The sequence below is a fragment of the Pseudomonas vanderleydeniana genome (genome assembly GCF_014268755.2).
Taxonomy (GTDB): Bacteria; Pseudomonadota; Gammaproteobacteria; order Pseudomonadales; family Pseudomonadaceae; genus Aquipseudomonas; species Aquipseudomonas vanderleydeniana.
Genome location: NZ_CP077093.1, coordinates 3,976,305 through 4,001,451, shown reverse-complemented (window position 1 = coordinate 4,001,451; position 25,147 = coordinate 3,976,305). Strand labels below are relative to the sequence as shown.

Genomic DNA, 25,147 nt, shown 5'->3' with positions numbered 1-25,147 from the left:
CGATCGCGCTCCTGATTTTTCCCTATCTAGTCAGAGGAGGTTGCCATGGAGAACTATGTGATCCATTTGTTTGACGGCAAGCAGAAATCAACTCGACATATATCCTTCGATCGCTTCATCAATATCGGTGACAGCCTGAGGTTTGACGCGACTCCGGAAACTACCTTTGTGGTTATCGATAAAACTTTCGTCGTTGACTTTGACGACAAGGTTGTCCGCGTCGACCTCCAGACGCGGCCGAAATCCTAGCGGGGAGTGCTCGGATCGGGTTTGTCTGCTCTCGGGCTGGCTGGCTTTTCCGCCAGTTGAGCCAACTCGTTTTCGGCTTCCAGCAATCTGAGTTCCAGCGCTCGTTTTGAGGCTCGCTGTTCCTTGCTGCTCAGCTTGAGCGACTCGGTTTCCTGCTGCGCCACCCGCAGGCGTTCCTGGAGGAGGGTGCGTTCGCCTTCCAGCGTGGAGAGGCGGCCCTGTAGCAGTTCTTCGCGCTTGGCGCCCTTGTCCAGTTGGGCTTCCAGCTTCCTCGCCTCTTTCGCCGCATTGCGGCTTTCCATCAGCAAGCGTTCGTTGTCGCGGTGTAGCTGGGTGATTTCATCCTGGCGCACGAGGGCGCTTTGCTGGGCCTGGCGCAATTCCATCTGAATCTGCTGCAACTGCCCTTCATGGCGCCGCTGTTCCTGCTCGCGCTGCTCGCGGGCGGCGTTGCGGAAGTGTTCCAGGGCATCGCGGGCGTGCTGGTGCTTGTCCTCCAGGGAGCGTACTTGCGCTTCCTTGTCCGCCAGGCGCAGTTCGTGGTCGCTGCAGGCCTGGCTCAGGCCGGCGTTGCGGGTCTGCTCGGTCTGCAGCATCGAGCGGGTGGTGTGCAACTGCTCGCTTTCCTGGGCCAGGGCCGCGGCCTGGACGTCGTAGTTCAGTTGCAACTGCTCCAGCGTCTGGGTGAGGGCGCTCAACTGCTCCTGCCACTGGTTTTCCTGCAGCCGATGCCGGGCCTGTTCCAGCTCCAGCGGCTCGCGCGCCTGGTCCTGCAGGCGGCGGGCGAGGCGGCTGATCAGGTCGGTGAGTTCGTCATCCAGGTGTTCGCCGGCGGCGGCCTGGCGTTGATCGCTCTCGTCCAGCTCCTTCAGATAACGATGGATGGTGGTTTTCGAGCCGGTATTGCCCATTTCGATACGTACCGCATCGATGCTGGGGTATTCGCCACGGGCGAGGATCGCCATACGGGCTGTTTGCACCACCGCCTTGTTCACGCCGCCGCGAGCCATGTTCTCTCCTACGATTTCGTACTGTGTTACGTAGCATGTAAATACATAGTATAGATTGAAAAAATACAAAGCGATATTCTGATTTTTTCACATGGGATATAGTGGTATTACCCCGTGTGAGAAGCGCTTGACGCATTCCCGCGCGGTTTTTCCGTACACCTGCCGGGATTTCTGCCCATGAGCGAGCTGGATCGCTACCTGCACGCCGCCACGCGGGACAACACCCGTCGCAGCTATCAAGCGGCTATCGAACACTTTGAAGTCAGTTGGGGCGGCTTCCTGCCCGCCACCAGCGACAGCGTGGCGCGTTACCTGGCGGCCCACGCCGGAGTGCTGTCGATCAACACCCTCAAACTGCGCCTGTCGGCCCTGGCCCAGTGGCACAACAGCCAGGGTTTTGCCGACCCGACCAAGGCACCGGTGGTGCGCAAGGTGTTCAAGGGCATCCGGGCGCTGCATCCGGTGCAGGAGAAGCAGGCCCAGCCGTTGCAGTTGCAGCATCTGGAGTCGGTGGTCGGGTCACTGGAGCAGGAGTTGCGGGCGGCGCAGGCAGTGGAGGATCGACCACGGCTGCTGCGTGCGCGGCGCGACATGGCGCTGATCCTGCTGGGGTTCTGGCGCGGCTTTCGCAGCGACGAGCTCTGCCGGTTGGAGGTGGGGCATGTGGTGGCCAAGGCGGGCGCCGGCATCACGCTTTACCTGCCGCGTAGCAAAAGTGATCGTGACAACCTCGGGCGCACCTACCAGACGCCGGCGTTGCAACGGCTCTGTCCGGTGCAGGCCTATATCGAATGGGTCAACTGTGCGGCCCTGGTTCGCGGGCCGGTGTTTCGTGCCATCGATCGCTGGGGCAACCTGGGCGAGGAGGGGCTGCACGCCAACAGCATCATCCCGCTGCTGCGCCAGGCGCTGGCGCGGGCGGGGATCGATGCCGAGCATTACACCAGTCACTCGTTGCGCCGCGGCTTCGCGACCTGGGCTCATCGCAGTGGCTGGGACCTGAAGTCGCTGATGAGCTATGTCGGCTGGAAGGACCTGAAATCCGCCATGCGTTACGTCGAGGCCAGTCCGTTCGAGGGCATGAGCCTGGCCGTCGAGAAGCCGGTCCGGCAGGGTTCATAAGATTTCTTCTATTAATACAGTGGGCTTATAGCGAAAACCAATCGCGAGCATCAGCTTTGCCAATGAGCCAGATCGCAAAAGAATGGCTAGGATTCTCCCATCAACTTCACAACCCCTGACGGAGAGTCAACGATGCCTATCATCAACAGCCAAGTTAAGCCCTTCAAAGCAACCGCCTTCAAAAACGGTGAATTCGTCGAAGTGTCGGACGCTGACCTGAAAGGCAAATGGTCTGTCGTGTTCTTCTACCCAGCCGACTTCACCTTCGTTTGCCCAACCGAACTGGAAGACCTGGCTGACAACTACGCTGAATTCCAGAAGCTGGGCGTCGAGATCTACAGCGTTTCGACCGACACCCACTTCGCCCACGCTGCCTGGCACAACACTTCGCCAGCCATCGGCAAGATCAAGTACACCATGATCGGCGACCCGACCCTGGCCATCTCGCGCAACTTCGACGTGCTGATCGAAGAAGCCGGCCTGGCTGACCGCGGTACCTTCGTGATCAACCCTGAAGGCCAGATCAAGATCGTTGAAATCAACGATGGCGGCGTAGGCCGTGACGCTTCCGAGCTGCTGCGCAAGATCAAGGCTGCCCAGTACGTTGCTGCCCACCCGGGCGAAGTCTGCCCAGCCAAGTGGAAAGAAGGCGAAGCCACCCTGGCTCCGTCCCTGGACCTGGTCGGCAAGATCTAAGTCCATGAGTCAGTCAAGGGCGGTCACCCGCACTTATTAAGTCAGCCGCACCGCCCAATAACGCCCGGGTGGTATCCACCTGGGCGTTGTTATTTCTACCGTATTGAAAAAGGGAAATCGCCCGCATGTTGGACGCCAATCTTAAAGCCCAGTTGAAGTCGTACCTGGAACGGGTTACGCAACCAATCGAGATCGTCGCCTCCCTCGATGACGGCGCGAAATCTCGTGAAATGCTCGAGCTGCTCCAGGAAGTGGCCAGCCTTTCCAGCCATATCACCTTGCAAGACAACGGTACCGATGCGCGCAAGCCATCGTTCTCGTTGAACCGCCCGGGAGCCGATATCAGCCTGCGTTTCGCCGGTATCCCCATGGGCCACGAATTCACTTCGCTGGTGCTGGCCCTGCTGCAGGTCGGCGGCCACCCCTCGAAGGCCAGTGTCGAAGTGATCGAACAGATCCGCTCGCTCAAGGGCGAGTTCAACTTCGAGACCTATTTCTCGCTGTCCTGCCAGAACTGCCCGGACGTGGTCCAGGCGCTGAACCTGATGGCGGTGCTGAATCCGAATGTGCGTCACGTCGCCATCGACGGCGCGCTGTTCCAGGATGAAGTCAACGATCGCAAGATCATGGCCGTACCGAGCATCTACCTCAACGGCGAAAACTTCGGCCAGGGCCGCATGGGCCTGGAAGAGATCCTTGGCAAGCTCGATACCGGGGCTGCCGAGAAGCAGGCGGAGAAACTCAACGCCAAGGAGGCCTTCGAAGTCCTCGTGGTCGGTGGTGGCCCAGCCGGTGCTTCGGCGGCGATCTACGCAGCCCGCAAAGGCATCCGCACCGGTGTGGCGGCCGAGCGCTTCGGCGGCCAGGTGCTGGACACCATGGCGATCGAGAACTTCATCTCGGTCCAGGAAACCGAAGGGCCGAAGCTGGCCCGGGCCCTGGAAGAGCACGTACGCCAGTACGACGTCGACATCATGAACCTGCAGCGCGCCAGTGCACTGATCCCGGCCAAAAATGCCGGGGAGCTGCACGAAGTGCGCTTCGAGAGCGGTGCCAGCCTCAAGGCCAAGACCGTGATCCTTGCCACCGGCGCCCGCTGGCGCGAAATGGGTGTACCGGGCGAGCAGGAATACAAGGCCAAGGGCGTGTGCTTCTGCCCGCACTGTGACGGTCCGCTGTTCAAGGGCAAGCGTGTCGCGGTGATCGGCGGTGGTAACTCCGGTGTCGAGGCGGCCATCGACCTGGCCGGTATCGTCAGCCATGTGACGCTGCTGGAGTTCGACAGCAAGCTGCGCGCCGATGCCGTACTGCAACGCAAGCTGTACAGCCTGCCGAACGTCAAGGTCATCACCAGTGCGCTGACCAGTGAAGTGAAGGGCGATGGCCAGAAAGTCACCGGGTTGGTCTACAAGGACCGCGATTCGGGTGAGTTCCACACCGTCGATCTGGAAGGGATCTTCGTGCAGATCGGTCTGCTGCCGAACACCGACTGGCTCAAGGGCACCATCGAGCTGTCGCCACGTGGCGAGATCATTGTCGATGCGCGCGGTGAGACTTCGCTGCCGGGTATCTTCGCGGCCGGTGACGTCACCACGGTGCCGTACAAGCAGATCGTGATCGCGGTGGGTGAGGGGGCCAAGGCCTCGCTGAGTGCCTTCGACCACCTGATCCGCACCTCGGCGCCGGCCTGAGGCTCGGGAGCTGGCTCCCGGTTGATGCCGATGTAAAAAAGCCCCATGGATCATCGATTCATGGGGCTTTTGCGTTCAGGGCGTTTTACTCGACGTCGGTCAACGGTGTTGGCTGGATGATTTCAACCCAGTAGGCATCCGGGTCCTTGACGAAGGCCAGGTGCTTCATGCGACCGTCGCTCAGGCGTTTCTGGAACTCGACGCCCAGGGCCTCGAAGCGTTCGCAGGCGGCGCGGATGTCCGGTACCGAGATGCAGATGTGGCCGAAGCCGCGCGGGTCGGTGTTGCCGTTGTGATAGGCAAAGTCCGGGTCGTTTTCGGTGCCGTGGTTGTGGGTCAGTTCCAGGATGCCGGGAATCGACTTCATCCATTGCGTGCGTGCCGCGGCATCGGCCGGGATCTGCGCCTTGTCGACCAGGGCCAGGAAGTACAGGCTGAACTCGGCCTCGGGGAAGTCGCGCTTCTCGACCAGCGAGAAACCCAGTACCCGGGTGTAGAAGTCCAGCGACTGGGTGATGTCCTTGACGCGCAGCATGGTGTGGTTGAACACGAAGCCCTGGGTGGCGCTGTCGGGTTGGGCGGTAACGCCAGGAAAGGTGTTCAGGTCGTGCAGGCTCATAGGCTCTCCGCGAAGATAATGGAACGGCGGTCGCTGATGGAAGCCCTGTCTAGACAGGCTGGCTTCGGACCTTGTGGGAAAGGGATGATACGGAAACCGGACTCAAGCTCCAAATCCCTTCGACCCGCATTCTAGAAGGTTGCTCAAATCGAAAGGTAATAGCGGGCTACTTCAGTAGCTTGAGAAGTTATATGAAGAACTGCCGGATAAATATCGCAGGCATAAAGAAGCCCGCCGAAGCGGGCATTGGGGCGCTAGTCCTTTAGCAGCCTTCATCCTGTAAGAGTCGATGTGAAAAAAATGTGAAAGGCCGCTGGTGCTGATTTTTATCCGACCGGCGCCAAGAGGTGTGACCGTTCAGTCAAGCCTGTGTGAGATTTTTTACAAGCAAATGGCCGGGGGGATGGATTAATCGATATGTCTGCCGCCCTCGTTAGTTACTGGCAAACTGTCATTAATTGATGGGATATGAAAGTTTTGACAGGGTTGAACTCTTTTGAACTGTATCTGTCGTGTGGGTGATGCTTGTCCGTTGCCGGTGTTTCGATGGGCTGGCGTGTAGGACAATCAGTGGAATAGGGTTATATCCATAAAAAAACCCTGCATAAGCAGGGTTTGTTTTGTCACCTGGGTAATTAGCTGCGCACCCAGGAGTCAACAGTGGCGGCACCGTACTGTTCTTTCCAGGCCTTGAGGCCACGATGGTTGCCGCCCTTGGTCTCGATCAGTTCGCCCGAGTGTGGGTTCTGATAGACCTTGACCACGCGGGCGCGGCGCTGCTTGGGCGCCTGGGCAGCCTTGCCGGTGCTGGCCTGGGGGTCGAGAATGGCGATGATGTCCCGCAGGCTTTTGCCGTAGTTCGTCATCAGGTCGTTAAGCTTCTTCTCGAATTCGATTTCCTTCTTGAGCCCGGCATCGTTCTTCAGGGCTTCGAGTTGGGCGAGTTGTTCTTGAAGGGCTTTTTCTGCGGCACGGAACTCAGCGAGTTTGGACAAGGTTCTTACTCCAATGGTCTATTTGGTTGCGGGCAACCGGTAACGAAAGAGACAAGCCGGCGCTGCAGTCGATCCGCTCGGGCGTTGTCGGTAACGCCCGGAATGCCGCGGACCATTATTCATAAGCCAGAGGCCTTCCCGTCGATTTACTGCAGGCAGGAAAAGTGTAGTAGTTATTTGTCCAAGAGTAAATCATATGCGCGGGGCAACAGATGTTACCGGGATTGAATCGTTATCTTTGTGCCGAGGTTCTAATCGACGTTATCGCCGGCCTGACGTTTCAGGCTATTGAAAAACTCCGAAGCCGGCAGCGGCTTGCCAAATAGATAGCCTTGCAGGAAATCGACGCCGCGATTGGCCAGGTAGTCGCGTTGCTCGGCTGTTTCCACGCCTTCGGCGACAATACCCAATTCCAGCTTGAGACTGAGGTCGATAATGCTGTCGAGGATATGTCGTGACAGCACATCGGCACCGATCATGGCGACGAAACTCTGGTCGACCTTCAAATAGTCGACGTTGAGTTCGCGCAAGTAACTGAGGCTGGAATGGCCGGTGCCGAAATCATCGATGGCGACCATGACGCCCAGGTCGTGCAATTGTTCGAACAGCTGGTGGGTGACGTCGCCCGGTTCGATCAGTTCGCGTTCGGTCAGTTCCAGCACGAGCCTGATCTGCCCTGGAGCGAAGGCGGCCAGGAACTCCCGGCAATCCTGCACCAGTTGCAGGTCATGGCAATGCTGGGCGGTGATGTTCACGCCGACATGAAAACCGGGCTCCAGCAACGCCGAATGCGGGGCGAGCAGGGCAGCGGTCTGTTGCAGCAGCGAGCGGGTCATCGGCACGATCAGGCCGCAGTGTTCGGCGAACGGAATGAACAGGTCCGGACGCACCAGACCCTCGCGAGGATGATTCCAGCGCATCAGCACTTCGAGGCCGGACCACCTCAGTGTGTCGCTGCGCACCACCGGCTGGAAATACGGAATGAATTCCCTGGCTTCGAGCGCCCGTTGCAACTCGTGGCTGGGCGCGCTCGAGCGCTGTTGCAGCCAGCGGGTGGTGATGCCGGCCAGCAGGCCGAGTACCAGCAACAGGGCGAGCAGCTCCCGATACTCGCGGCCGATGTAGCGCCAGGTCTCTCCCTTGGAGAAGCCGGCACTGACACTGAATGGGAAGCGGCTGGAGCGCAGGGTGGTCGGCGCCACCGGGAAGGCCGGGGCCTTGCCATCCAGGATCTGGCCCTGGCTGGAGGTCCAGGCACTGCCCACTTGCAGGATCAGCCCGGTTTCGCGACCCATCAGGTGCAGCAGGTTGCTCAGGTGATAGCCGTCGATGCTGATGATCGCCGCGCCATTGCCTTGGGCCAGTCGATAGGCCAGCAAGGCTGAATGGGGCGTCACCGGGTTGCCTTTCATCAGCCAGAGACTGCCGGCGACATAGTTGGCCGGGTCGACGGCTTCCTGGTAGGGGCCGAACAGTGATGTGCAGTACAGGTTGTTGTTCCAGGCCAGGTTGGCGGCGCGGACGAAGGGACGGCGCGTGACCTGTTCACGCAGGGCCAGTTCCACCTGGGCGCAGGGCCGGCCGGCCAGCGGCACGATGGCATGGGCGGCCAGTTCGGCGTTGTCGAGCATCAGCTCGAACTGCTTCAGGGCATCCCCGGCGGTTTCCCGGGTATTGGCGTTCAGCGCCCGATCGGCCTGCCAGTGCAGGAGGGTGATACCCGAAACGATCGGCAGCAGGCCGATCAGCAGATTCAGCCCATAGCGGGCAGGCCAGGGGCGGCCTTTGACGGTGAGTGGCATGGAGGGACCTGTTTGGGCAGGAAAAAACGGTGGGTGGCACTGCTTCTCGCAGGATAGCCGGGGCTGTGGCATTCGCACGTTCAGGGGTTGTTGCCGCGGTTTGCCAGCGGCTTGGTCCCGATGGGGGAGCAACCGCGCAGAGTCCTGCGGCGGGGTAGCCTGTCGATCCTGGCTGACGTCGACCGATGCGAACCTATGGTTTTCAGCGTTGCCAGAACAGGAAGTGAAAAGTGATACGGACAAAACGGTTTACGCCATGTAGAATCTACTTACGCATATAAGAATAATGTCTTCTGGCGACAGAAGCTTCGCCCTGAGAGACTGGGTTGCAATGAAGATACTCGGGTTCAAATTGATCTATGGCGACTTCCTTGCCCGCAGCGTGCGGGGGATTTCCTGCGCGCCACCCTCCAGCGTCCGCATCGACAGCAACTAACCGACCGTTACTTGATTGATAGGATGAGGCGCCACCATGGCAGATATCTTTGAAAACCCGATGGGCCTGATGGGCTTTGAATTCATCGAATTCGCATCGCCGACCCCGAACACGCTGGAGCCGATCTTCGAGATCATGGGCTTCACCAAGGTTGCGACCCACCGCTCCAAGAACGTGCACCTGTATCGCCAGGGCGCGATCAACCTGATCCTCAACAACGAACCGCACAGCGAAGCCTCGTACTTCGCCGCCGAGCATGGCCCGTCGGTGTGCGGCATGGCCTTCCGGGTGAAAAACGCGCAGAAAGCCTATTCCCGTGCCCTGGAACTGGGGGCCCAGCCGATCCACATCGCCACCGGCCCGATGGAGCTGAACCTGCCGGCGATCAAGGGCATCGGCGGCGCGCCGCTGTACCTGATCGACCGTTTCGGCGAGGGCAGCTCGATCTATGACATCGACTTCGTCTACCTCGACGGTGTCGACCGCAATCCGAAAGGGGCGGGCCTGAAGATCATCGATCACCTGACCCACAACGTCTATCGCGGGCGCATGGCCTACTGGGCGAACTTCTACGAGAAGCTGTTCAACTTCCGCGAGATCCGCTATTTCGACATCAAGGGCGAGTACACCGGCCTGACCTCCAAGGCGATGACCGCGCCGGATGGCATGATCCGGATTCCGCTCAACGAGGAATCGTCGAAGGGCTCGGGGCAGATCGAAGAGTTCCTGATGCAGTTCAACGGCGAGGGCATCCAGCACGTGGCCTTCCTCACCGACGACCTGGTCAAGACCTGGGACCAGTTGAAGAAGATCGGCATGCGCTTCATGACCGCACCGCCGGACACCTACTACGAGATGCTCGAAGGCCGCCTGCCGAACCATGGCGAGCCGGTGCAGGAACTGCAGTCGCGCGGCATTCTGCTCGACGGTGCCTCGCAGGAGGGCGACAAGCGCCTGCTGCTGCAGATCTTCTCGGAAACCCTGATGGGGCCGGTGTTCTTCGAGTTCATCCAGCGCAAGGGCGACGATGGTTTCGGCGAGGGCAACTTCAAGGCGTTGTTCGAGTCGATCGAGCGTGACCAGATTCGTCGTGGCGTGCTGACCACCGAGTAATCCTGGCAGCCACGGGCAATAGGCCTGTGGGGGCTGGTATGTACCTGTGGGAACCGGATTCATCCGCGAAGCTTCTGGCGGCCTCAAGGGCTTCTTCGCGGATGAACCGGGGCGCCGGACCGCCGGCTCCCACAAGTTGGGCGTTACAAGTTGGACTTCTCAGCCAAACAACCCCGCCGCAATATTGATCGAAAACCCCAGTATCGCCGTATTGAACAGAAACCCGATCAGCGACTGCGCCAACACCACCCGGCGCATCCCCCGAGTCGCCACCCCGACATCCGACGTCTGTACCGCCACACTGATGGTGAAAGAGAAGTACAGGAAGTCCCAGTAGTCCGGATGTTTCTCGCCATCGGCAAAACGCAGTGGCGGGTCCGTTTCATCCGACAGATAAAACTGTCGCGCGTAGTGCACGCTGAAGATCACCCCGATCAGCAGCCATGAGCCCAGTACCGTCAGGCCGGTGAACGCGTAGTGCCAGGCACGGGCATGCACATCCAGGTTCTTGCCACCGGCCAGTTCAACCGTAATCGCCGCCAGGCTGGCAATCGCCGCGATCGACACGATCAGCAGCACCGTCCCGGCATTCTCATCCTCGCGTTCGACGAACCGCTGCACGTCTTGCGCGCTGGAGCGTGTCGTCAGCCACAGCATCATGACCAGGTAGGTCCAGACGGCTGTATTCCAGCCAATGAGCACCTTGGTCAGTACCGGGCTGATCGGCACCAGAGCACCGGCAGCCAGGCCGAGGAGGGTGGCGATGGTCAGGCGTGGGTGGGTTCGGGCGAGATGGGGCATTGAAGAAGGCCTGAAGTTTCTAGATTTATTGCACCTTAGCAGGTGATGTCACTTTAGAACTCGGGTTCCTTGTTCTGTCATATCCGCAAAGTTGCTTCCCATTTCCTGTCGCCTGTAGCGTAGGGCTCTTTGCCACTCCCGAAAAATACCGCGAACTTGCAGTAAAAACAGCGAAAACACCCGATAAATAATTTGAAAATCAATCGCATTCACCCGAGGTTTTTTCCTTTATCTGTCACTGGAAGTTGAGAACTTCTGCGTCATGGCCTCAGCCCACAAGTCGTCTGGAACTAAGGCGACGCCTCGAGCGCCATGGCGTCACGAACGAGCAACCTCAACGTACGAACACGACGAAAGGAGATTCTTCATGTTTAAGCGCAACGCTCTGGCAGTTTCCCTGACTCTCGCCGCCCTGTGCACCGCACAAGCCGCGATGGCTGACCTCAACGGCGGCGGTGCTACTCTGCCACAAGCCCTGTACCAGACTTCCGGCGTGCTGACTGCCGGTTTCGCTCCTTACATCGGCGTAGGCAGCGGCGCAGGCAAGGCAGCCTTCCTGAACAACGACTACACCAAGTTCGTGGCTGGCACCACCGGCAAGAACGTACACTGGGCTGGTAGCGACTCGAAACTGACCCAGGCTGAGCTGGATGGCTACGTTACCGCTCACGGCGCTGCCTGGGGCCCGCTGATCCAGGTTCCATCGGTTGCCACTTCGGTTGCCATTCCGTTCAACCAGGCAGGTACCACCAACCTGAACCTGAGCGTCGATCAACTGTGCGGCGTGTTCTCCGGCCGTCTGAAAACCTGGGATGCCGTCACCGGTTCCGGTCGTACCGGCGCGATCAAGCTGGTCTATCGCAGCGAAAGCAGTGGTACCACCGAGCTGTTCACCCGCTTCCTGAATGCCAAGTGCTCGAGCGCCACTGAAGGCGGTACCTTCGCTATCACTACCACCTTTGGCACCAGCTTCTCGGGTGGCCTGCCAGCCGGCGCCGTCTCGGCCACTGGTAGCCAGGGCGTGATGACTGCACTGAACTCCACCGCTGGTGGTATCACCTACATGAGCCCGGACTTCGCCGCGACCACCCTCGCTGGCCTGGATGACGCCACCAAGGTTGCCCAGATCAACGGCCTGTCTCCAGCGCCTGCCAACGTATCGGCCGCTATCGCTGCCGTACCGGTCCCTGCCGCCGCCAACCGCTCCAACCCCAACGCCTGGGTACCTGTCTTCGCTGCTGCCGCCAGCTCGACCGACCCAAGCGTCGTGGCCTACCCATCCTCGGGTTACCCCATCCTGGGCTTCACCAACCTGGTGTTCAGCCAGTGCTACGCCGACGCTACGCAGACCAGCCAAGTCCGTGACTTCTTCACCCGTCACTACGGCTCCACTGCTGCCACCAACAACGACGCCGCCATCACTGCCAACCGTTTCGTGCCGCTGCCAGCTGCATGGAAAGTGGCCATTCGCGGCAGCTTCCTGACCGCCACCAGCGCTCAGGCCATCGGCAACACCAGCGTCTGCAACACCATCGGTCGTCCGCTGTAACCCTCGCTTGAACGACTGGCAACACCCGATCAGCAACGGCCCTGCCGTTGCTGATTTTTTGCGTGCGGGAGCGCTACTCCCATCAGATGAATTTTCCATGACAGGAGTTCGGTCGCGACCTCCTGTAACCGCCTATCCGGTAATGAGCAACGCCCCGTCACCGATCGGGTCATGCGTTGCAGCCCTTTGCACGATTTGAAAAGGATTTAGTGATGCTGCGCTGCAAACCCTCGGCAAGACTCAACGCCCGGCGTCACGACGACGCCTCCTCGATCCTGCGGCTCAAGCCCCTGGCCCATGCCATCGCCCTGTTGATGGTGGCTGGCAGTGCCCAGGCGGAGACGGCGTTCAGCTCGGCCTGGTTCACCAACAAGGGGGCCAACCTGTCCGCCACCGCAGCGCGCAACAACAGTGGGCAGATCCCGGGTATCCCGACCCTGGCGGAGCAGGGTCGTGCCAACCAGCAGCTGCAGCGCTCGATCAGCAACCTCAACAGCACCGTGGCCGCCATCGCCGCCCAGCAGGCGGCCCAGGCTGCCGGTCGCCAGGCAGCGCTCGGTCAGTTGAGCAATATCCCCGATGGGCTGGGCAAGGGCGGCCTGCAGGTCGACAACAGCCTGACCCAGGGCTGGCTCAACGCCAAGGCGCCGACCCAGACGCAAGCCGGTGGCAAGACCACCGTGACCATCGAGCAGACCGCCGACAAGGCGATTCTCAACTGGGAAACCTTCAACGTCGGGCGCAACACCACGGTGGATTTCCAGCAGCAGTCGAATTGGGCGGTGCTCAACCGTGTCAACGACCCATTGGCACGCCCAAGCGAGATCCAGGGCCAGGTCAAGGGCAATGGCACCGTGATGATCATGAATCGCAACGGTGTGGTCTTCAGCGGTTCCAGCCAGGTCAACGTGCGCAACCTGGTGGCCGCTGCCGCAACCATCACCGACGATCAGTTCACCCAGCGGGGCATCTACGTCGACACCAATGGCACCCAGCCGACCTTCACCGATGCGGCAGGCAAGGTCGAGGTGCAGCGCGGGGCGATCATCCAGACCCTGGCGCCCACCTCTTCGACCGAGTCCGGCGGTTATGCGCTATTGCTCGGCTCCGAGGTGGAGAACGCCGGGACCATCGTCACCGCCAAGGGCCAGACCACCCTGGCCGCGGGTGACAGCTTCTACATCCGGCGCGGTGTCGGTACCAGCAGCAACCAGCGCTCGACCACCCGTGGCAATGAGGTGGCGACTTCGCTCAAAGCCGGCAGTACCGCCGGCAAGGTGACCAACAGCGGCCTGATCATGGCCTCCACCGGCGACATCACCCTGACCGGGCACCAGGTGCAACAGAACGGTGTGGCGCTGGCCAGCACCTCGGTCGACACCCGGGGCACCATCCACCTGCTCAACTCCGCCACCGATACCACTGGCAGCGTGACCCTGGGGCAGGGCAGCACCACCGCGATCCTGCTGGAAAACACCGATACCACGGCCCTCGACAGCCAGCGCAACAACGGCCTGAGCGGCCTCGACGGTTTGCCGAACACCCTGATCACAGGGTTCTTCAACAACCTGAGCACGGTCAGTGATCGCACCGATCAGTCGCGGATCGAGATTGTCAGTGGTGGCAACGTCGACTTCCAGAACGGCTCCATCACGCTTGCCACCGGTGGCCAGGTGGCGGTCAGCGCTGCCCAGCGCAGCCTGGTGCGTGATGGCGCGGTGGTCGACGTTTCCGGCGCGGTCGGCGTGAAGGTCTCGATGGAGTCCAACAACATCAAGATCAACGTGCAGGGTAACGAGCAACGCGATGCGCCGGTCAACCGTGACGGCGGCAAGCTGATCAACAACGATGTCTGGGTCGATCTGCGTGAGCTGGTATTCGTCCCGGCCGGCACCAACGGCTATGCCACCGACCGCTGGTACACGGCAGGCGGCCTGCTGGAAGTGGGCGGGTATCTGGGTACCCAGGGTCACAGCATTGGCGAGTGGATGGCCCAGGGCGGTACCTTGACCTTCACCGGCAAGGATGTGGTGACCCAGCAGGGCGCGCAGCTCAACCTGTCCGGCGGTACCGTCGACGTGCAGGCCGGCTACATCCAGCAGACCTGGCTCAAGGGGCCCGATGGTCGCCTGTATGAACTGTCCCGGGCTCCCGGAGACATTCTCTATTCGGGGATCTACAAGGGCTTCGAGTCCAGCAGTGCCCGCTGGGGGCAGACCGAGTATTTCTACAACCCGATGATCGCCCAGCAACAGCGCTATGAATCGGGCTACACCGTGGGCCGCGATGCCGGCAAGCTGGTGATCGGTACCAGCAATGCGGTGCTGGAAGGCCAGATTGTCAGTGAGGTGTTCAAGGGCGACCGCCAGAACCTGGCGCCCAATCTCAACCTCGATGGTTACCAGCAATCGCGCAACGCCGTTCCCCAGCGGGCGCAGCTGATATTCGGCAAGTACACGCCGATCTATGACAAGACGACGGGGACCTTGCGCTACAGCCTGGATGCCATGGCGGACCAGGTACAGATCGGCGAGGGCGTCGAGCAGATCGCCGCCGGACTGGACCTGGACACTGCCTTGCCCGCCAATCGCCAGGGCACGATGTACCTCGACAGCGACCAGCTCAACGGCTTCCAGCTCGGCGCCATCAAGGTGGCGGCCAAGCAGCAGATCCAGGTCAACGGTGACCTGACAGTAGGCAATGGCGGGGATATCACCCTGTACGGGCCGCAGGTGCGGGTCAATGCCAACCTGACAGCCCATTCCGGCAGCTTGCGCCTGGGCAACGTGCTCAATCAGGTGAGCTCGGCAAACCCGACTCAGGGCCTGATCGATCAGATCATTCAGCCTCCGACCGGCCAGAAGGCCGTGGTTGATATCGCAACAGGCATGAAACTCGATACCAGTGGACTGTGGAGCAACCTGGCACTGGATGGCGACAACAGTCGGTTGCCCTATATCAATGGCGGTTCGGTTTCACTGCGTAGCTCTGGTGACGTGATGTTTCGGGCTGGCAGCCTGGTCGATGTATCCTCGGGGGCCGCTATCCTCAACAATCGCAAGCTCAGCGGTGGCAAGGGAGGCGATGTCACCCTCGCTGCCAACCTGGGCAACTCCACCGCCGTGGGCAACCTGACGCTCGACGGCGAACTGCGCGGCTACGGCGTCAATGGTGGCGGCACCCTGAAACTGCAGGCCGGCAAGGTACAGATCGGCAACAGCCCGACACCGACAGCTGCCGGTACCCTGCAATTGGCTGGCGACTTCTTCAACAAGGGGTTCTCGGCCTATGACATCACCGGCAATCAGGGGCTGACGGTCACCGACAATACCCAGGTCGCTGTGACCATGCCGGTCTATCGGCTTGGAGAGCAGGCCGGCGATACACCGTCCGGAGCCTCTCCAGCGACACTGTTGGAGCGTTGGACACCGGAGCTTTACCAGAACGACGCTGCCAAGGGGGTGTTGACACAGCGCAAGGGTGCCAGCCTGAGCCTGAATGCCGGCACCGTCCAAAGCGCCGCTGCGGATATGGCCAATACGGCCTTGACCGTGGGACGCGGTGCGGTCATTTCGGTTGATCCGGGCCAGTCCATTGCACTCAACAGTATCGGTCAGTTGACCCTGGACGGGACGCTCAATGCCTGGGGCGGCAAGGTCAGCCTGGGTGGAATCAAACCGGCCGATCAGGATGTCGACAAGGTCAATGCCATCGGCCACGGTCGCTCCATATGGCTGGGCGAGCATGCCTTGATCGATGTCGCCGCGCGCGCGGCGACGGGTACCGATGCGGCTGGCAGAACCTATGGCGTGGTACGTAATGGTGGGCAGATCAGCATCGGTGGTGATCTGGATCCGGTGACCGGTATCGCCAAGGCTGCGGATCTGTTCGTGGTGGTGCGTGAGGGGGCCCGACTGGAAGCATCGGGCACCCAGGCCCTGCTCGATATTCCCGGGCAGGGGAGCACCCTGGTCGCCAGCAACGGTGGCAGCATTGCCTTTGCCTCCAATAACGGCCTGTACCTGGATGGCAGCTTCAATGCCCGTGCCGGCGGTGTCGGTGCGGCGGGTGGCACCTTGTCGGTTGCCCTGGAAACCCCCGGTTATCTCAAGAGTTCGGTCACTGACCGGGTTCTGCAGGTTCGCGACTTGGTGATCGGCCAGACTCGGCAGTCCGTGGCCCTGGCAGATACGCCAGAGGGCGCCGCCGGCTCGTTGTCCTATGGCCACGGTGCACTGGGTGTGGACCAGGTCGGTGCCGGTGGTTTCGACAATCTGGCGCTGCTCAGTAACGGCCTGATCAGTTTCGACGGTGACGTCTCGTTGAACATGGGGCAGAGCCTGCGGCTGTATAGCGGGGCCCTGGCGATGACCGAAGGGGCCGCCGATCGCTCGCATGTGAACCTGTCGGCTCCCTATCTCTTGCTCGGTGGCCTGCTGGCCAAGCCCGACTCGCGGGACCTGTATACCAGCCCCATACTGCCTGCCAAGGGTAACCCCTCCCAGCGCGCGACCCAGGCGATCTTCACCACGAACTCGTCGATACTCGATGTGCGTGGCAGTGTGGTTTTCGGCACCAAGACCAGTATTCGCCAGGCAAATGGGGCACTGGCCGACTTCGAGCGTCGAGGTTTTGACCGGGTTGACCTGAACAGTCAAGGTGATCTGCGCTTCCTGGCCGGTACCGTGGAGGATGCGATCGTCAAACGTATCAATACACAGTTGCTGACGCAGGGCGACATGACGCTTCGCGCAGCGCAGATCTATCCCGGTACTGGCGTTGGTGCACGAGTCGTGGCCGGCTATGGCTGGGGTCAGGACAGCAATGGGATGCTGTTCGACCCCGCTCGCACCCTGACCATTGCCAGGACTTCCGACGCAGCGCCGGCCATTCCCTATTCGGCCTTCGGTTATCTGCAACTGACGGCAGCGAACATCGTGCAGGGCGGGGTGGTCCGCGCGCCTTTGGGGTTGCTCGAGATTGGCACTTCGGCTCCAGACAGCCTCATCGGCCGTACCACCAGCGTCAAGCTGATGCCGGGCAGCCTGACTTCGGTCAGCGGCAAGGGTCTGGTTCTACCCTACGGTGGTACCTTCGATGGTCAGACCTACCGTTACGCCGGCAAGGAAGTGGTGTTCCTGGGACAGGGCGGAACACCGACGAACAACGCCGGGTTGCAGGTCGGTGTCTCCCTGGGCGGCCAGTCCGTTGCGGTACTGCCTGACGCAACGCTGGACCTTTCCGGTGGAGGCGACCTGCTGGGTGCCGGTTTCATCTCCGGCCGCGGTGGCTCTACCGATGCGCGCTTCAACCCCCTGGTGCAAATCGGCGCGGATGGTTCGTTCACCCTGCCGGGGCTGGCGACCAACCCGATCTATGCCATCGTGCCTGGCGTGCAGCCGGGGTATGCTCCCATCGCTCCCGAGGGTGGTGCCGTCGATCCGATGCTGGGGCAGCAGATCACCATCGGCGCAGGCGTGCCTGGCCTGGCGGCGGGCACCTATACCCTGATGCCTTCGACTTATGCCCTGTTGCCAGGCGCATTCCGTGTCGAACTCAATGGTTTGGCCAGCGGCGGGTCGACAGGCATCACCCAGTTGCTGAACAACGGCTCATGGGCGACTTCGGGTCGACTGTCGATCGCAAACACCGGCATCAACAATGCGGTCGCCAGCCAGATCATCCTGACCTCTGGCGACGTTCTGCGCCGATATTCACAGTACAACGAGACCAGCTACGCCCAATTCGCACTGGCGGATGCCGTACGGCTGGGTGTACCCCGGGCCATGCTGGCGGCCGATGCCAAGACACTCAAACTGGATCTGCTCAAGGGGGGCGGTGAGAATGCCTTCTCCTTCGAGGGTATCGGCAAGTTCGAGGCGGCACCCGGAGGGTATGGCGGAACGGTTGCGGTGCTGGGCAACGGAGGCGCACAGATTGAAATCGTCGGCGCTGGGCAACAGGCCACGCCACAATTCGATGGTGTAACACTGGATGCGCAAAGCCTCAACTCCTTGGCCGCCGCACGACTGACCATCGGCGGCCTGGCGACGGTCTTGTACGGTCAGGGTGGCAACATCATCCAGATGTCGAATACGTCGAAAAGTATTGTCTTGCGTGACGGTGCCACCTTGTCCGCGCCTGAAGTATTCCTGGTGAGCAGCACCGGGGACATCGTTCTGGAGCAAGGTGCCTCGATCAATGCCCTGGGGCACGGTAATGCAGCTTATGATGCGCGGGACGGCTTCATCTACAGCGTTGCCAACATGCTGGCGGTGTCCAACGGGTTGCTGAATGTTCAGTTACTCGAAGATACCCAAGGTGGCGGTATCCTGATTGGCAAATGTACCAGCGCACCCTGCGCGGGGCATACTGAACTCTATTCGCAAGGTAGTATCGTTGCGGCAACCAGTGGCGACTTCCAGTTGGATGACCAGGTTCGCTATGGGACTCGTCACCTGACACTCGCCTTGAACAATATCAACGTGGGCAGCCCCGAGGCCCTGCTGGGGGCGGCAACCGGCGGCCGGCTGCCTTCCGGCCTGACACTCAACCAGGCTGTGCTCGATCGTTTGCTCAAGGGCGATAGCCAGTATGGCGCTCCAGCCCTGGAAACCTTGCAGTTGTCGGCCCGTGATGCGTTCAACTTCTACGGCACCACGACGCTCGATACCTATGACGCACAGACTGGCAAGTCGCGCCTGAGCAATCTGATGCTGTCCACTCCGGCCATCTATGGTGCGGGTGGCGCCGCAGACGTGGCGACCATTCATACCGCCAACCTGATTTGGCAGGGTTCGGACAAACCGGCCGGTTCGGTGATCGCCGGTGGGGCGGGAACCGGCAGCGGACGCCTGGATATCAAGGCCGAACGCATCGAGTTCGGTTACGGCGACTTCGCCCAGCCCAATACCGTGAAAAGCTTCGACCGCCTGGTACTGGGTTTCACCAACGTCAATCTCAATGCCAGCGAGCGCATCACCGCCAACCACAAGGGCAGTCTTTCGGTCTACCAGAGCCAGGGCGCCTACGAGGCGGGCAAGGGCTTCCAGTACAGCGGCGGCAACCTGAACATCCTGACACCACTGATGACCGGGGAGGCAGGTTCAGTGAACCGCATCACTGCCGGTGGTGCGATCGATGTCTCGTCGTCGGGGGCCGTCGTTGGCGAGGTGAAGGGGCAGGGCGCCGAGTTGGCCCTGCAGGGCAGCAGCATCCGCCTGGCCAGCGCCGTGGTCCTGCCCAGTGGCAAGGTCAGCCTGGGGGCGACCGGCGATGTGGTGTTGACGGATGACGCACTGATCGACGTGGCCGGGCGGGCCATCGTCTTCAACGATGTGACCAAGTACGGCTGGGGTGGCAGCGTCAAGCTGGAGAGTCGCAACGGCAATATCCATCAGGCCTCGGGCTCGCGTATCGATCTGTCGGCCAAGTACAACCAGGCCGGAACCCTGAGTGCGGTGGCCCTGGATGCGTTGGCCGGCATCGTTGACCTGCAGGGGCGAATCCTGGGTTCCAGCAGCGGCTATTACGACGCGGGCGGCACCCTGATGCCTTACACGGCTGGGGGTGTCGAGATCCAGGCCCAACGACTGGGTACGACAGGGACGCTCACTGAACAGTTCGCCGCCCTCAACCAGCGTCTGAACGACGGGCAGGTCACGGGCTCGCGCAGCTTCCAGCTCAAGCAGGGTGACCTGACCATTGGCGACGGACTCAAGGCGGGGGACGTGACCGTCTCCATCGACAACGGCAGCCTGCGTGTGAACGGCACCGTCGATGCGAGCGGTGAGCGGGTCGGCAGTATTCGGCTGTCGGCGAAGAATGGCCTGACCCTTGATGGCAGTGCGGTACTCGATGCCCACGGCACCCGCCTGCGGGTCGACAGCTACGGCAAGATCATCGATTCGCCGAACCGGGCGATCGTCGAACTCAATTCGGGTAATGGGCAGTTGACCCTGGGCAGTGGTGCGCGTATCGACCTGCGCCACGGCACCGATGTGGCCCTGGGCAACCTGCCGGGACAGAACGATGGCCGCGCTCGTGGCACCCTGGAACTGAACGCTCCGCGCCTGGGCGGCGTCACCGGCGGCGATATTGCCATCGATGCCAGCGGCCCGTTGACCATCCAGGGGGCACGCTCGATTGCCGTCAACGGTACCTGGCGCTATGACGATGCGGCCTACGGTACCGACCCGGCGGCCAGCGGCCGTCCCTACCAGATCATCGACCAGGCCTACCTGGACGCCAAGCACCTGCAGAGCACCGCGTTCATCAATGCGGCCCTGGCCAATAGCAGCCTGATGCAGGGCAAGCTGGCGGGCCTGAACAACGCCACCTACGCCGACGCCTTCCATCTGCGTCCCGGGGTGGAGATCGTCAGCGCGACGCCGGACGGCGACCTGGTGGTGCAAGGTGATATCGACCTGTCGGGCTATCGCTATGCCAGTGTGAATCCGAACACCCGGAAGACCGGGGTCTACGGTTCGGGTGAAGTCGGCAGCCTGACCTTCCGGGCAGGTGGCGACCTGAATATCTACGGCAGTATCAACGATGGGTTCGCTCCGCCACCAGCGACTCAGGACGACAAGGGCTGGACCTTGCTGCCAGGCATCGACATCAATGGCGGCGATACTGTCGTTCCGGGTGCCGGAGTGACGCTGGCCGATGGCACGACTTTCCCGGGTGGCGTCACTCTGAACTACGACTTGCCGATAAAGGGCTTGCAACTGGCATCTGGAACCCGTCTGCCGGTGTCGGCGGTACTCGATCAGGCTCTGTCGTTGCCGGCTGGAACTGTTTTGGCGGCAGACGTACGCGATGCCTCGGGCAATGTCCTGTTCGCCGCCGGCACGTTGTTGAGCCAGTCGCAGACTTTGGCGGCGGGTACACAACTGGATGCCGGCAGCATTCTTCCGATGGCGGCCAACTTCAAGGCGCTGACCTGGCCCAGGGGTGTGCCTCTACCGGGCGTCGCAGGTACGAAGCAGACCGTTGTCCTGAACGGGAATCAGGTTCTATCCCGTGGCGCCCTGATTCCTTCGGGTACCGACGTAAAACTGTTGGCGGGCGTGGAGTCGATACAACTGCGTCCCGAGGTTTCCGGTCGCCAGGGCCAGATCTGGGCCATTGCGCCGATGCTGGCCGAAGGTTCGCAGTCCTGGTCGCTGCGCCTGGTGGCAGGCGCCGACACCGAGGCAGCCGACAGCCGTATCGTGCGGCCACACCCGGTCAACGGTGACCTGCACCTTGCGGATACGCACTATGGAATGTTTGGCAAGGCCAAGCCGGGCGGCTATGTCTGGACCGAGGAGGGTTCGCTGAACTGGGCTGGCGATACGAGCCTGGTTGGCCAACCCATCGATTTTGATGCCATCGGTTACCCAGGGCTATGCACGGACAACCCGACGTTCTGCAAGGCCGCCACCAGCTATGTCTGGACCGAGGAGGGTTCACTGAACTGGGCGGGTGATACCAGCCTGGCCGGGCAACCCATCGATTTTGACGCCATTGGTTATCCTGAGCTTTGCACGGAAAACCCCACGTTCTGCAAGGCGATCGGTCAATCTCAGTTGGTCGCCGGTAGCCAGCGCTTCAGCGTGATCCGCACCGGTACGGGAGATCTTGAGCTGCTGGCAGGTGGCGATCTGAAAATGGAATCGCTTTATGGTGTCTATACCGCTGGTCATTCATCGACAGCCACCTCCATCAACGATCCCTACAACCAGGCCAGGGCGCGAGGTACGAGCGGAACAGTCCTGGGTGATGCCTTTGGCGGTTACGAGGACCTGGTCAATGGCAGTGCCACCAGCGTTTACCGTGCCTGGTATCCGGACTCCGGCGGCAACCTGATCCTCAAGGTGGGCGGTAATCTCACCGGTAACACCATGGACCGTGTCTTGACTGGCGTGGGCCGGCCCAACTCGGCTGACCTGGGCTATGACACCGCCAATGTTGGCAACTGGCTCTGGCGTCAGGGCAGCGGCAGTGTCAATACGGGGGGGCAGGCACAGCCAACCGCCTGGTGGATCAACTTCGGTACCTACACCAACACCGCGGCGTTGGGCGGTAGCAATGCTGACCAGATGGTGGGTTTCACTGGGTTCGGAACGTTGGGAGGCGGCGATGTCGATGTCCAGGTCGCCGGTGACGCAGGCATCTTGAATCCGCTGTCCGGATCGGTCCTGGCTTCGTCGGTCAACCCGCGTAGCCAGGGGCTGGTGGTGGCTGTCGGCAGTACGGGGCGGGTTGCCGCAGACGGTAGCGTACAGATGACTGGCGGTGGCGATCTGAGCCTGCGTGTGGGTGGCGCTCTGAACCCCGGCAGCGACGTCGTCCTGGGACAACAGAACGGCATGCTGGTCGATCTGCGCGGAAATGCCCAACTGGCTGGCGCGGCGCTGGGCAGTGTTGCGCTGACATATGGCATTGGCGTTGGCTTTCTGGCGCCAGGTGAGGTGCGAGCCCTTGACCCGACACGTTCCACCCGTGCCATCTCGGCTGGCGGCATGACCCTGGTTCCAGGTGACGCCACATTCAGTGTGTCGACCCTTGGCGATCTGGTTGTACAGAACGTACAGGACCCAGGTCGGGCTTCATCGATGAACGCTACACCTTTCAGTCGTGGTGGCGTCAATGGCATGGGGCAAAGCTGGTTCAGCCTGTGGACCGAACATACGGCGATTGATCTGTTCTCGGCCGGCGGCAACCTGACGCCTTACACTGACGGGACAGGAACCGATGCTGCCGTGGTTTATCCGTCTATCCTGCGGGCTATTGCGGCGAATGGCAGTCTCTATTACGGCAAGGCCGCGAGCAGTCAACTGAAAGATCTGGATTACAGGGCTCCATTACTGCTGGCGCCTTCGGTGACCGGCGAACTCCAATTTCTGGCCGGCGATTCCATCTATGCCAGTGGCTTCAGTGTCAGCCGTTCCGGCGCTGCTTCTGAAACGATGGCAACGCCCTGGCGCCCCGCATTTGCCGGCCTGATCAATGGCAGCGTTGTTGTCAATGGCAATAACCTGTCGACAGATGGCAATTTGGCCCAGGCACCTGCGGTATTGCCTCTGTTCGCCTTTGGTCCGGAAACCGCCTCCAACGAAATGCCCATACATGGCCTCCCTTCACGCTTCTATGCGCTCAACGGGGACCTGCTGGGCGTCACCAGCGGTCGAATCATCAGCTTCCAGACCGGTACCCCGCGTCTCGGCCAGACCTGGTACGAAGGCGCCGGCCCTGTCTGGATGATGGCCGGTCGCGATATCGTCAGCAGCGGTACCGCGTTGGGCAGCAGTGATTCGGGCATGACCGATATCAACAAGTACACCAGCACTGGCAACCTGTTCGTGCACAACAACCCGAACGACGTCTCCATCGTTTCCGCCGGCCGCGACATTCTCTACAGCAACTTCACGGTGGCCGGGCCGGGTACCCTGGAGCTGACGGCCGGTCGAAACATCCTGATGGAAGACAAGGCCAGCATCACCAGCATCGGTGCGGTGGTCCCCGGCGATAGCCGCCCGGGCTCCAGTATCGTGATGCAGGCTGGCTTCGGGGCCAATGGGGTGGACTACCTACGTTTCGTCCAGACCTACCTGAACCCGGACAACCTGGCGCAGGCCGGCCAGTCGCTGAGCGGCGGCAAGGTGGCCAAGACCTACGAGGTCGAGCTGGTCGCCTGGCTGGCCGAGCGTTACGGCTTTAGCGGCACTGCCGAACAGGCGCGGCTCTACTACGCGACCCTGTCGCCGGAACAGCAACGGATATTCGCCCGCGAGGTCTACTTCGCCGAGCTGAAAGCGGCGGGTCGCGAGTACAACCAGGTCGGTGGGCCGCGTCAGGGCAGCTATGTTCGTGGTCGCGAGGCGATTGCCTTGCTGTTCCCGCAGACCGACGTGGCGGGCAACCCGATCACCTACCAGGGCGATATCACCCTGTTCGGCGGGGCCGGGGTACACACCGACTTCGGCGGCAATATCCAGATGCTCACGCCGGGCGGTGGCCAGGTGTTCGGTATCGAGGGGGCGGCGCCACCGTCCACGGCGGGGGTCATCACCCAGGGCTCCGGCAATATCCAGCTCTATTCCCTGGACAGCATCCTGCTGGGCCAGAGCCGGATCATGACCACCTTCGGTGGTTCGATCGCGGCCTGGTCGGCGGCCGGCGATATCAACGCCGGCCGCGGTTCGAAGACCACCGTGGTCTACACGCCGCCCAAGCGGATCTACGACAATTGGGGCAACGTCACCCTGTCGCCATCGGTACCGAGTACCGGGGCAGGGATCGCGACACTCAATCCGATTCCCGAGATCGCACCGGGCGACATCGACCTGATTGCGCCACAGGGAACGATCGATGCCGGCGAGGCGGGGATACGCGTGTCGGGCAACGTCAACATTGCGGCCCTGCAGGTGGTCAATGCGGCGAACATCCAGACCCAGGGCAAATCCTCGGGTGTGCCGATGACCGCCTCGATCAACACCGGAGCCATGACGGCCGCCAGTTCCGCCGGTGCCGCCGCCTCCCAGGCGGCCGAAGACGCGGCGCGGGCGCAGCAGCAGGCCTCGAAGCAGGATCGGCCGTCGGTCTTCACTGTCGAGGTGCTGGGTTTCGGCAGCGAGCCGGTTACACCGAGCCGCGACAGCGCCAGCCATACGCCAGCCTACAACCCCGACAGTCCGGTCCAGGTCCTGGGCGCAGGCCCCTTGAGCGAGCAGGCCAGGTTGCGCCTGACCGATGAAGAACGGGGCAACCTGACCTTGTGACCACTGGATGTTCCTCCTCTCGGGCGGCCTTGTGGCCGCCCTTTTTTTGCCGCTCCGTTTCTTCGAGCGCTGCGCGAAGCTTTTGTCGAACTCAAGGCCGTCTTCGCGGGCAAGCCCGCTCCCACAAGGGTCGTGCTTGCCTCTGAGCGTGTTCATCACCGTTTTTGCGCCCCATGCCTCCTGCGGAGTGAAGCTTTTGTGACAAAAGTTCGGTAGCACAAGGCCAGCCCTGTCTTGGATATGTAGAACGGGCAAGGGGGCGTCAGGCCCCGTTTTCCAACGGTTGCAGGGAATGCT

12 protein-coding genes are annotated in these 25,147 nt (G+C 61.5%); 7 read left to right on the top strand and 5 right to left on the bottom strand.

Annotated features, from left to right (window positions below):
* Positions 1-45 precede the first annotated feature (45 nt).
* Positions 46-249: a hypothetical protein gene (locus HU752_RS17940; protein WP_186684831.1), complete on the top strand. Its 204-nt coding sequence runs from the start codon at positions 46-48 to the stop codon at positions 247-249.
* Here HU752_RS17940 and HU752_RS17935 read toward each other — a convergent pair.
* Positions 246-1,259, bottom strand: a complete 1,014-nt coding sequence (locus HU752_RS17935) for a DNA-binding protein (RefSeq protein ID WP_186684833.1) — start codon at positions 1,257-1,259, stop codon at positions 246-248. The genes HU752_RS17940 and HU752_RS17935 overlap by 4 nt on opposite strands.
* 177 nt (positions 1,260-1,436) lie before the next feature.
* Between HU752_RS17935 and HU752_RS17930 the strand changes: the two genes are divergently transcribed.
* The 3 genes from HU752_RS17930 (at position 1,437) to ahpF (ending at position 4,768) form a co-directional block, all read left to right on the top strand.
* Positions 1,437-2,381 carry a site-specific integrase gene (locus HU752_RS17930; protein WP_186684835.1) on the top strand — a complete coding sequence of 315 codons (945 nt, stop codon included), beginning with the start codon at positions 1,437-1,439 and terminating at the stop codon, positions 2,379-2,381.
* 132 nt (positions 2,382-2,513) lie between these two features.
* A complete protein-coding gene (ahpC, locus tag HU752_RS17925; protein WP_017907017.1) occupies positions 2,514-3,077 on the top strand; it encodes an alkyl hydroperoxide reductase subunit C in 564 nt (187 codons plus the stop codon).
* 125 nt (positions 3,078-3,202) lie between these two features.
* On the top strand, positions 3,203-4,768 hold the full coding sequence (gene ahpF, locus HU752_RS17920; RefSeq protein ID WP_186684837.1) for an alkyl hydroperoxide reductase subunit F: 1,566 nt from the start codon (positions 3,203-3,205) through the stop codon (positions 4,766-4,768).
* A gap of 85 nt (positions 4,769-4,853) precedes the next feature.
* On the opposite strand, the gene gloA is transcribed toward ahpF, so the two are convergent.
* The 3 genes from gloA to HU752_RS17905 all read right to left on the bottom strand — a co-directional run bounded on the left by gloA (position 4,854) and on the right by HU752_RS17905 (position 8,184).
* Entirely contained in the window at positions 4,854-5,387 is a 534-nt protein-coding gene (gene gloA, locus HU752_RS17915; protein WP_186684839.1) for a lactoylglutathione lyase, read from the bottom strand.
* Between the two features lie 635 nt (positions 5,388-6,022).
* Positions 6,023-6,382, bottom strand: coding sequence for a histone-like nucleoid-structuring protein, MvaT/MvaU family (locus HU752_RS17910; protein ID WP_186684841.1), 360 nt, complete (start codon positions 6,380-6,382; stop codon positions 6,023-6,025).
* A 251-nt stretch (positions 6,383-6,633) separates the two neighbouring features.
* A complete protein-coding gene (locus tag HU752_RS17905) occupies positions 6,634-8,184 on the bottom strand; it encodes an EAL domain-containing protein (protein ID WP_186684843.1) in 1,551 nt (516 codons plus the stop codon).
* 472 nt (positions 8,185-8,656) lie between these two features.
* Between HU752_RS17905 and hppD the strand changes: the two genes are divergently transcribed.
* Positions 8,657-9,733 (top strand): 4-hydroxyphenylpyruvate dioxygenase, encoded by a 1,077-nt coding sequence (gene hppD, locus HU752_RS17900; protein WP_186684845.1) that lies wholly within the window; start codon positions 8,657-8,659, stop codon positions 9,731-9,733.
* 159 nt (positions 9,734-9,892) lie between these two features.
* On the opposite strand, the gene HU752_RS17895 is transcribed toward hppD, so the two are convergent.
* Entirely contained in the window at positions 9,893-10,534 is a 642-nt protein-coding gene (locus HU752_RS17895) for a DUF1345 domain-containing protein (protein ID WP_186684847.1), read from the bottom strand.
* Between the two features lie 367 nt (positions 10,535-10,901).
* On the opposite strand from HU752_RS17895, the gene HU752_RS17890 reads away from it, so the two are divergent.
* Positions 10,902-12,083, top strand: a complete 1,182-nt coding sequence (locus tag HU752_RS17890; protein WP_186684849.1) for a substrate-binding domain-containing protein — start codon at positions 10,902-10,904, stop codon at positions 12,081-12,083.
* A gap of 212 nt (positions 12,084-12,295) precedes the next feature.
* Positions 12,296-24,850, top strand: coding sequence for a filamentous hemagglutinin family protein (locus HU752_RS17885; protein WP_186684851.1), 12,555 nt, complete (start codon positions 12,296-12,298; stop codon positions 24,848-24,850).
* Positions 24,851-25,147 lie beyond the last annotated feature (297 nt).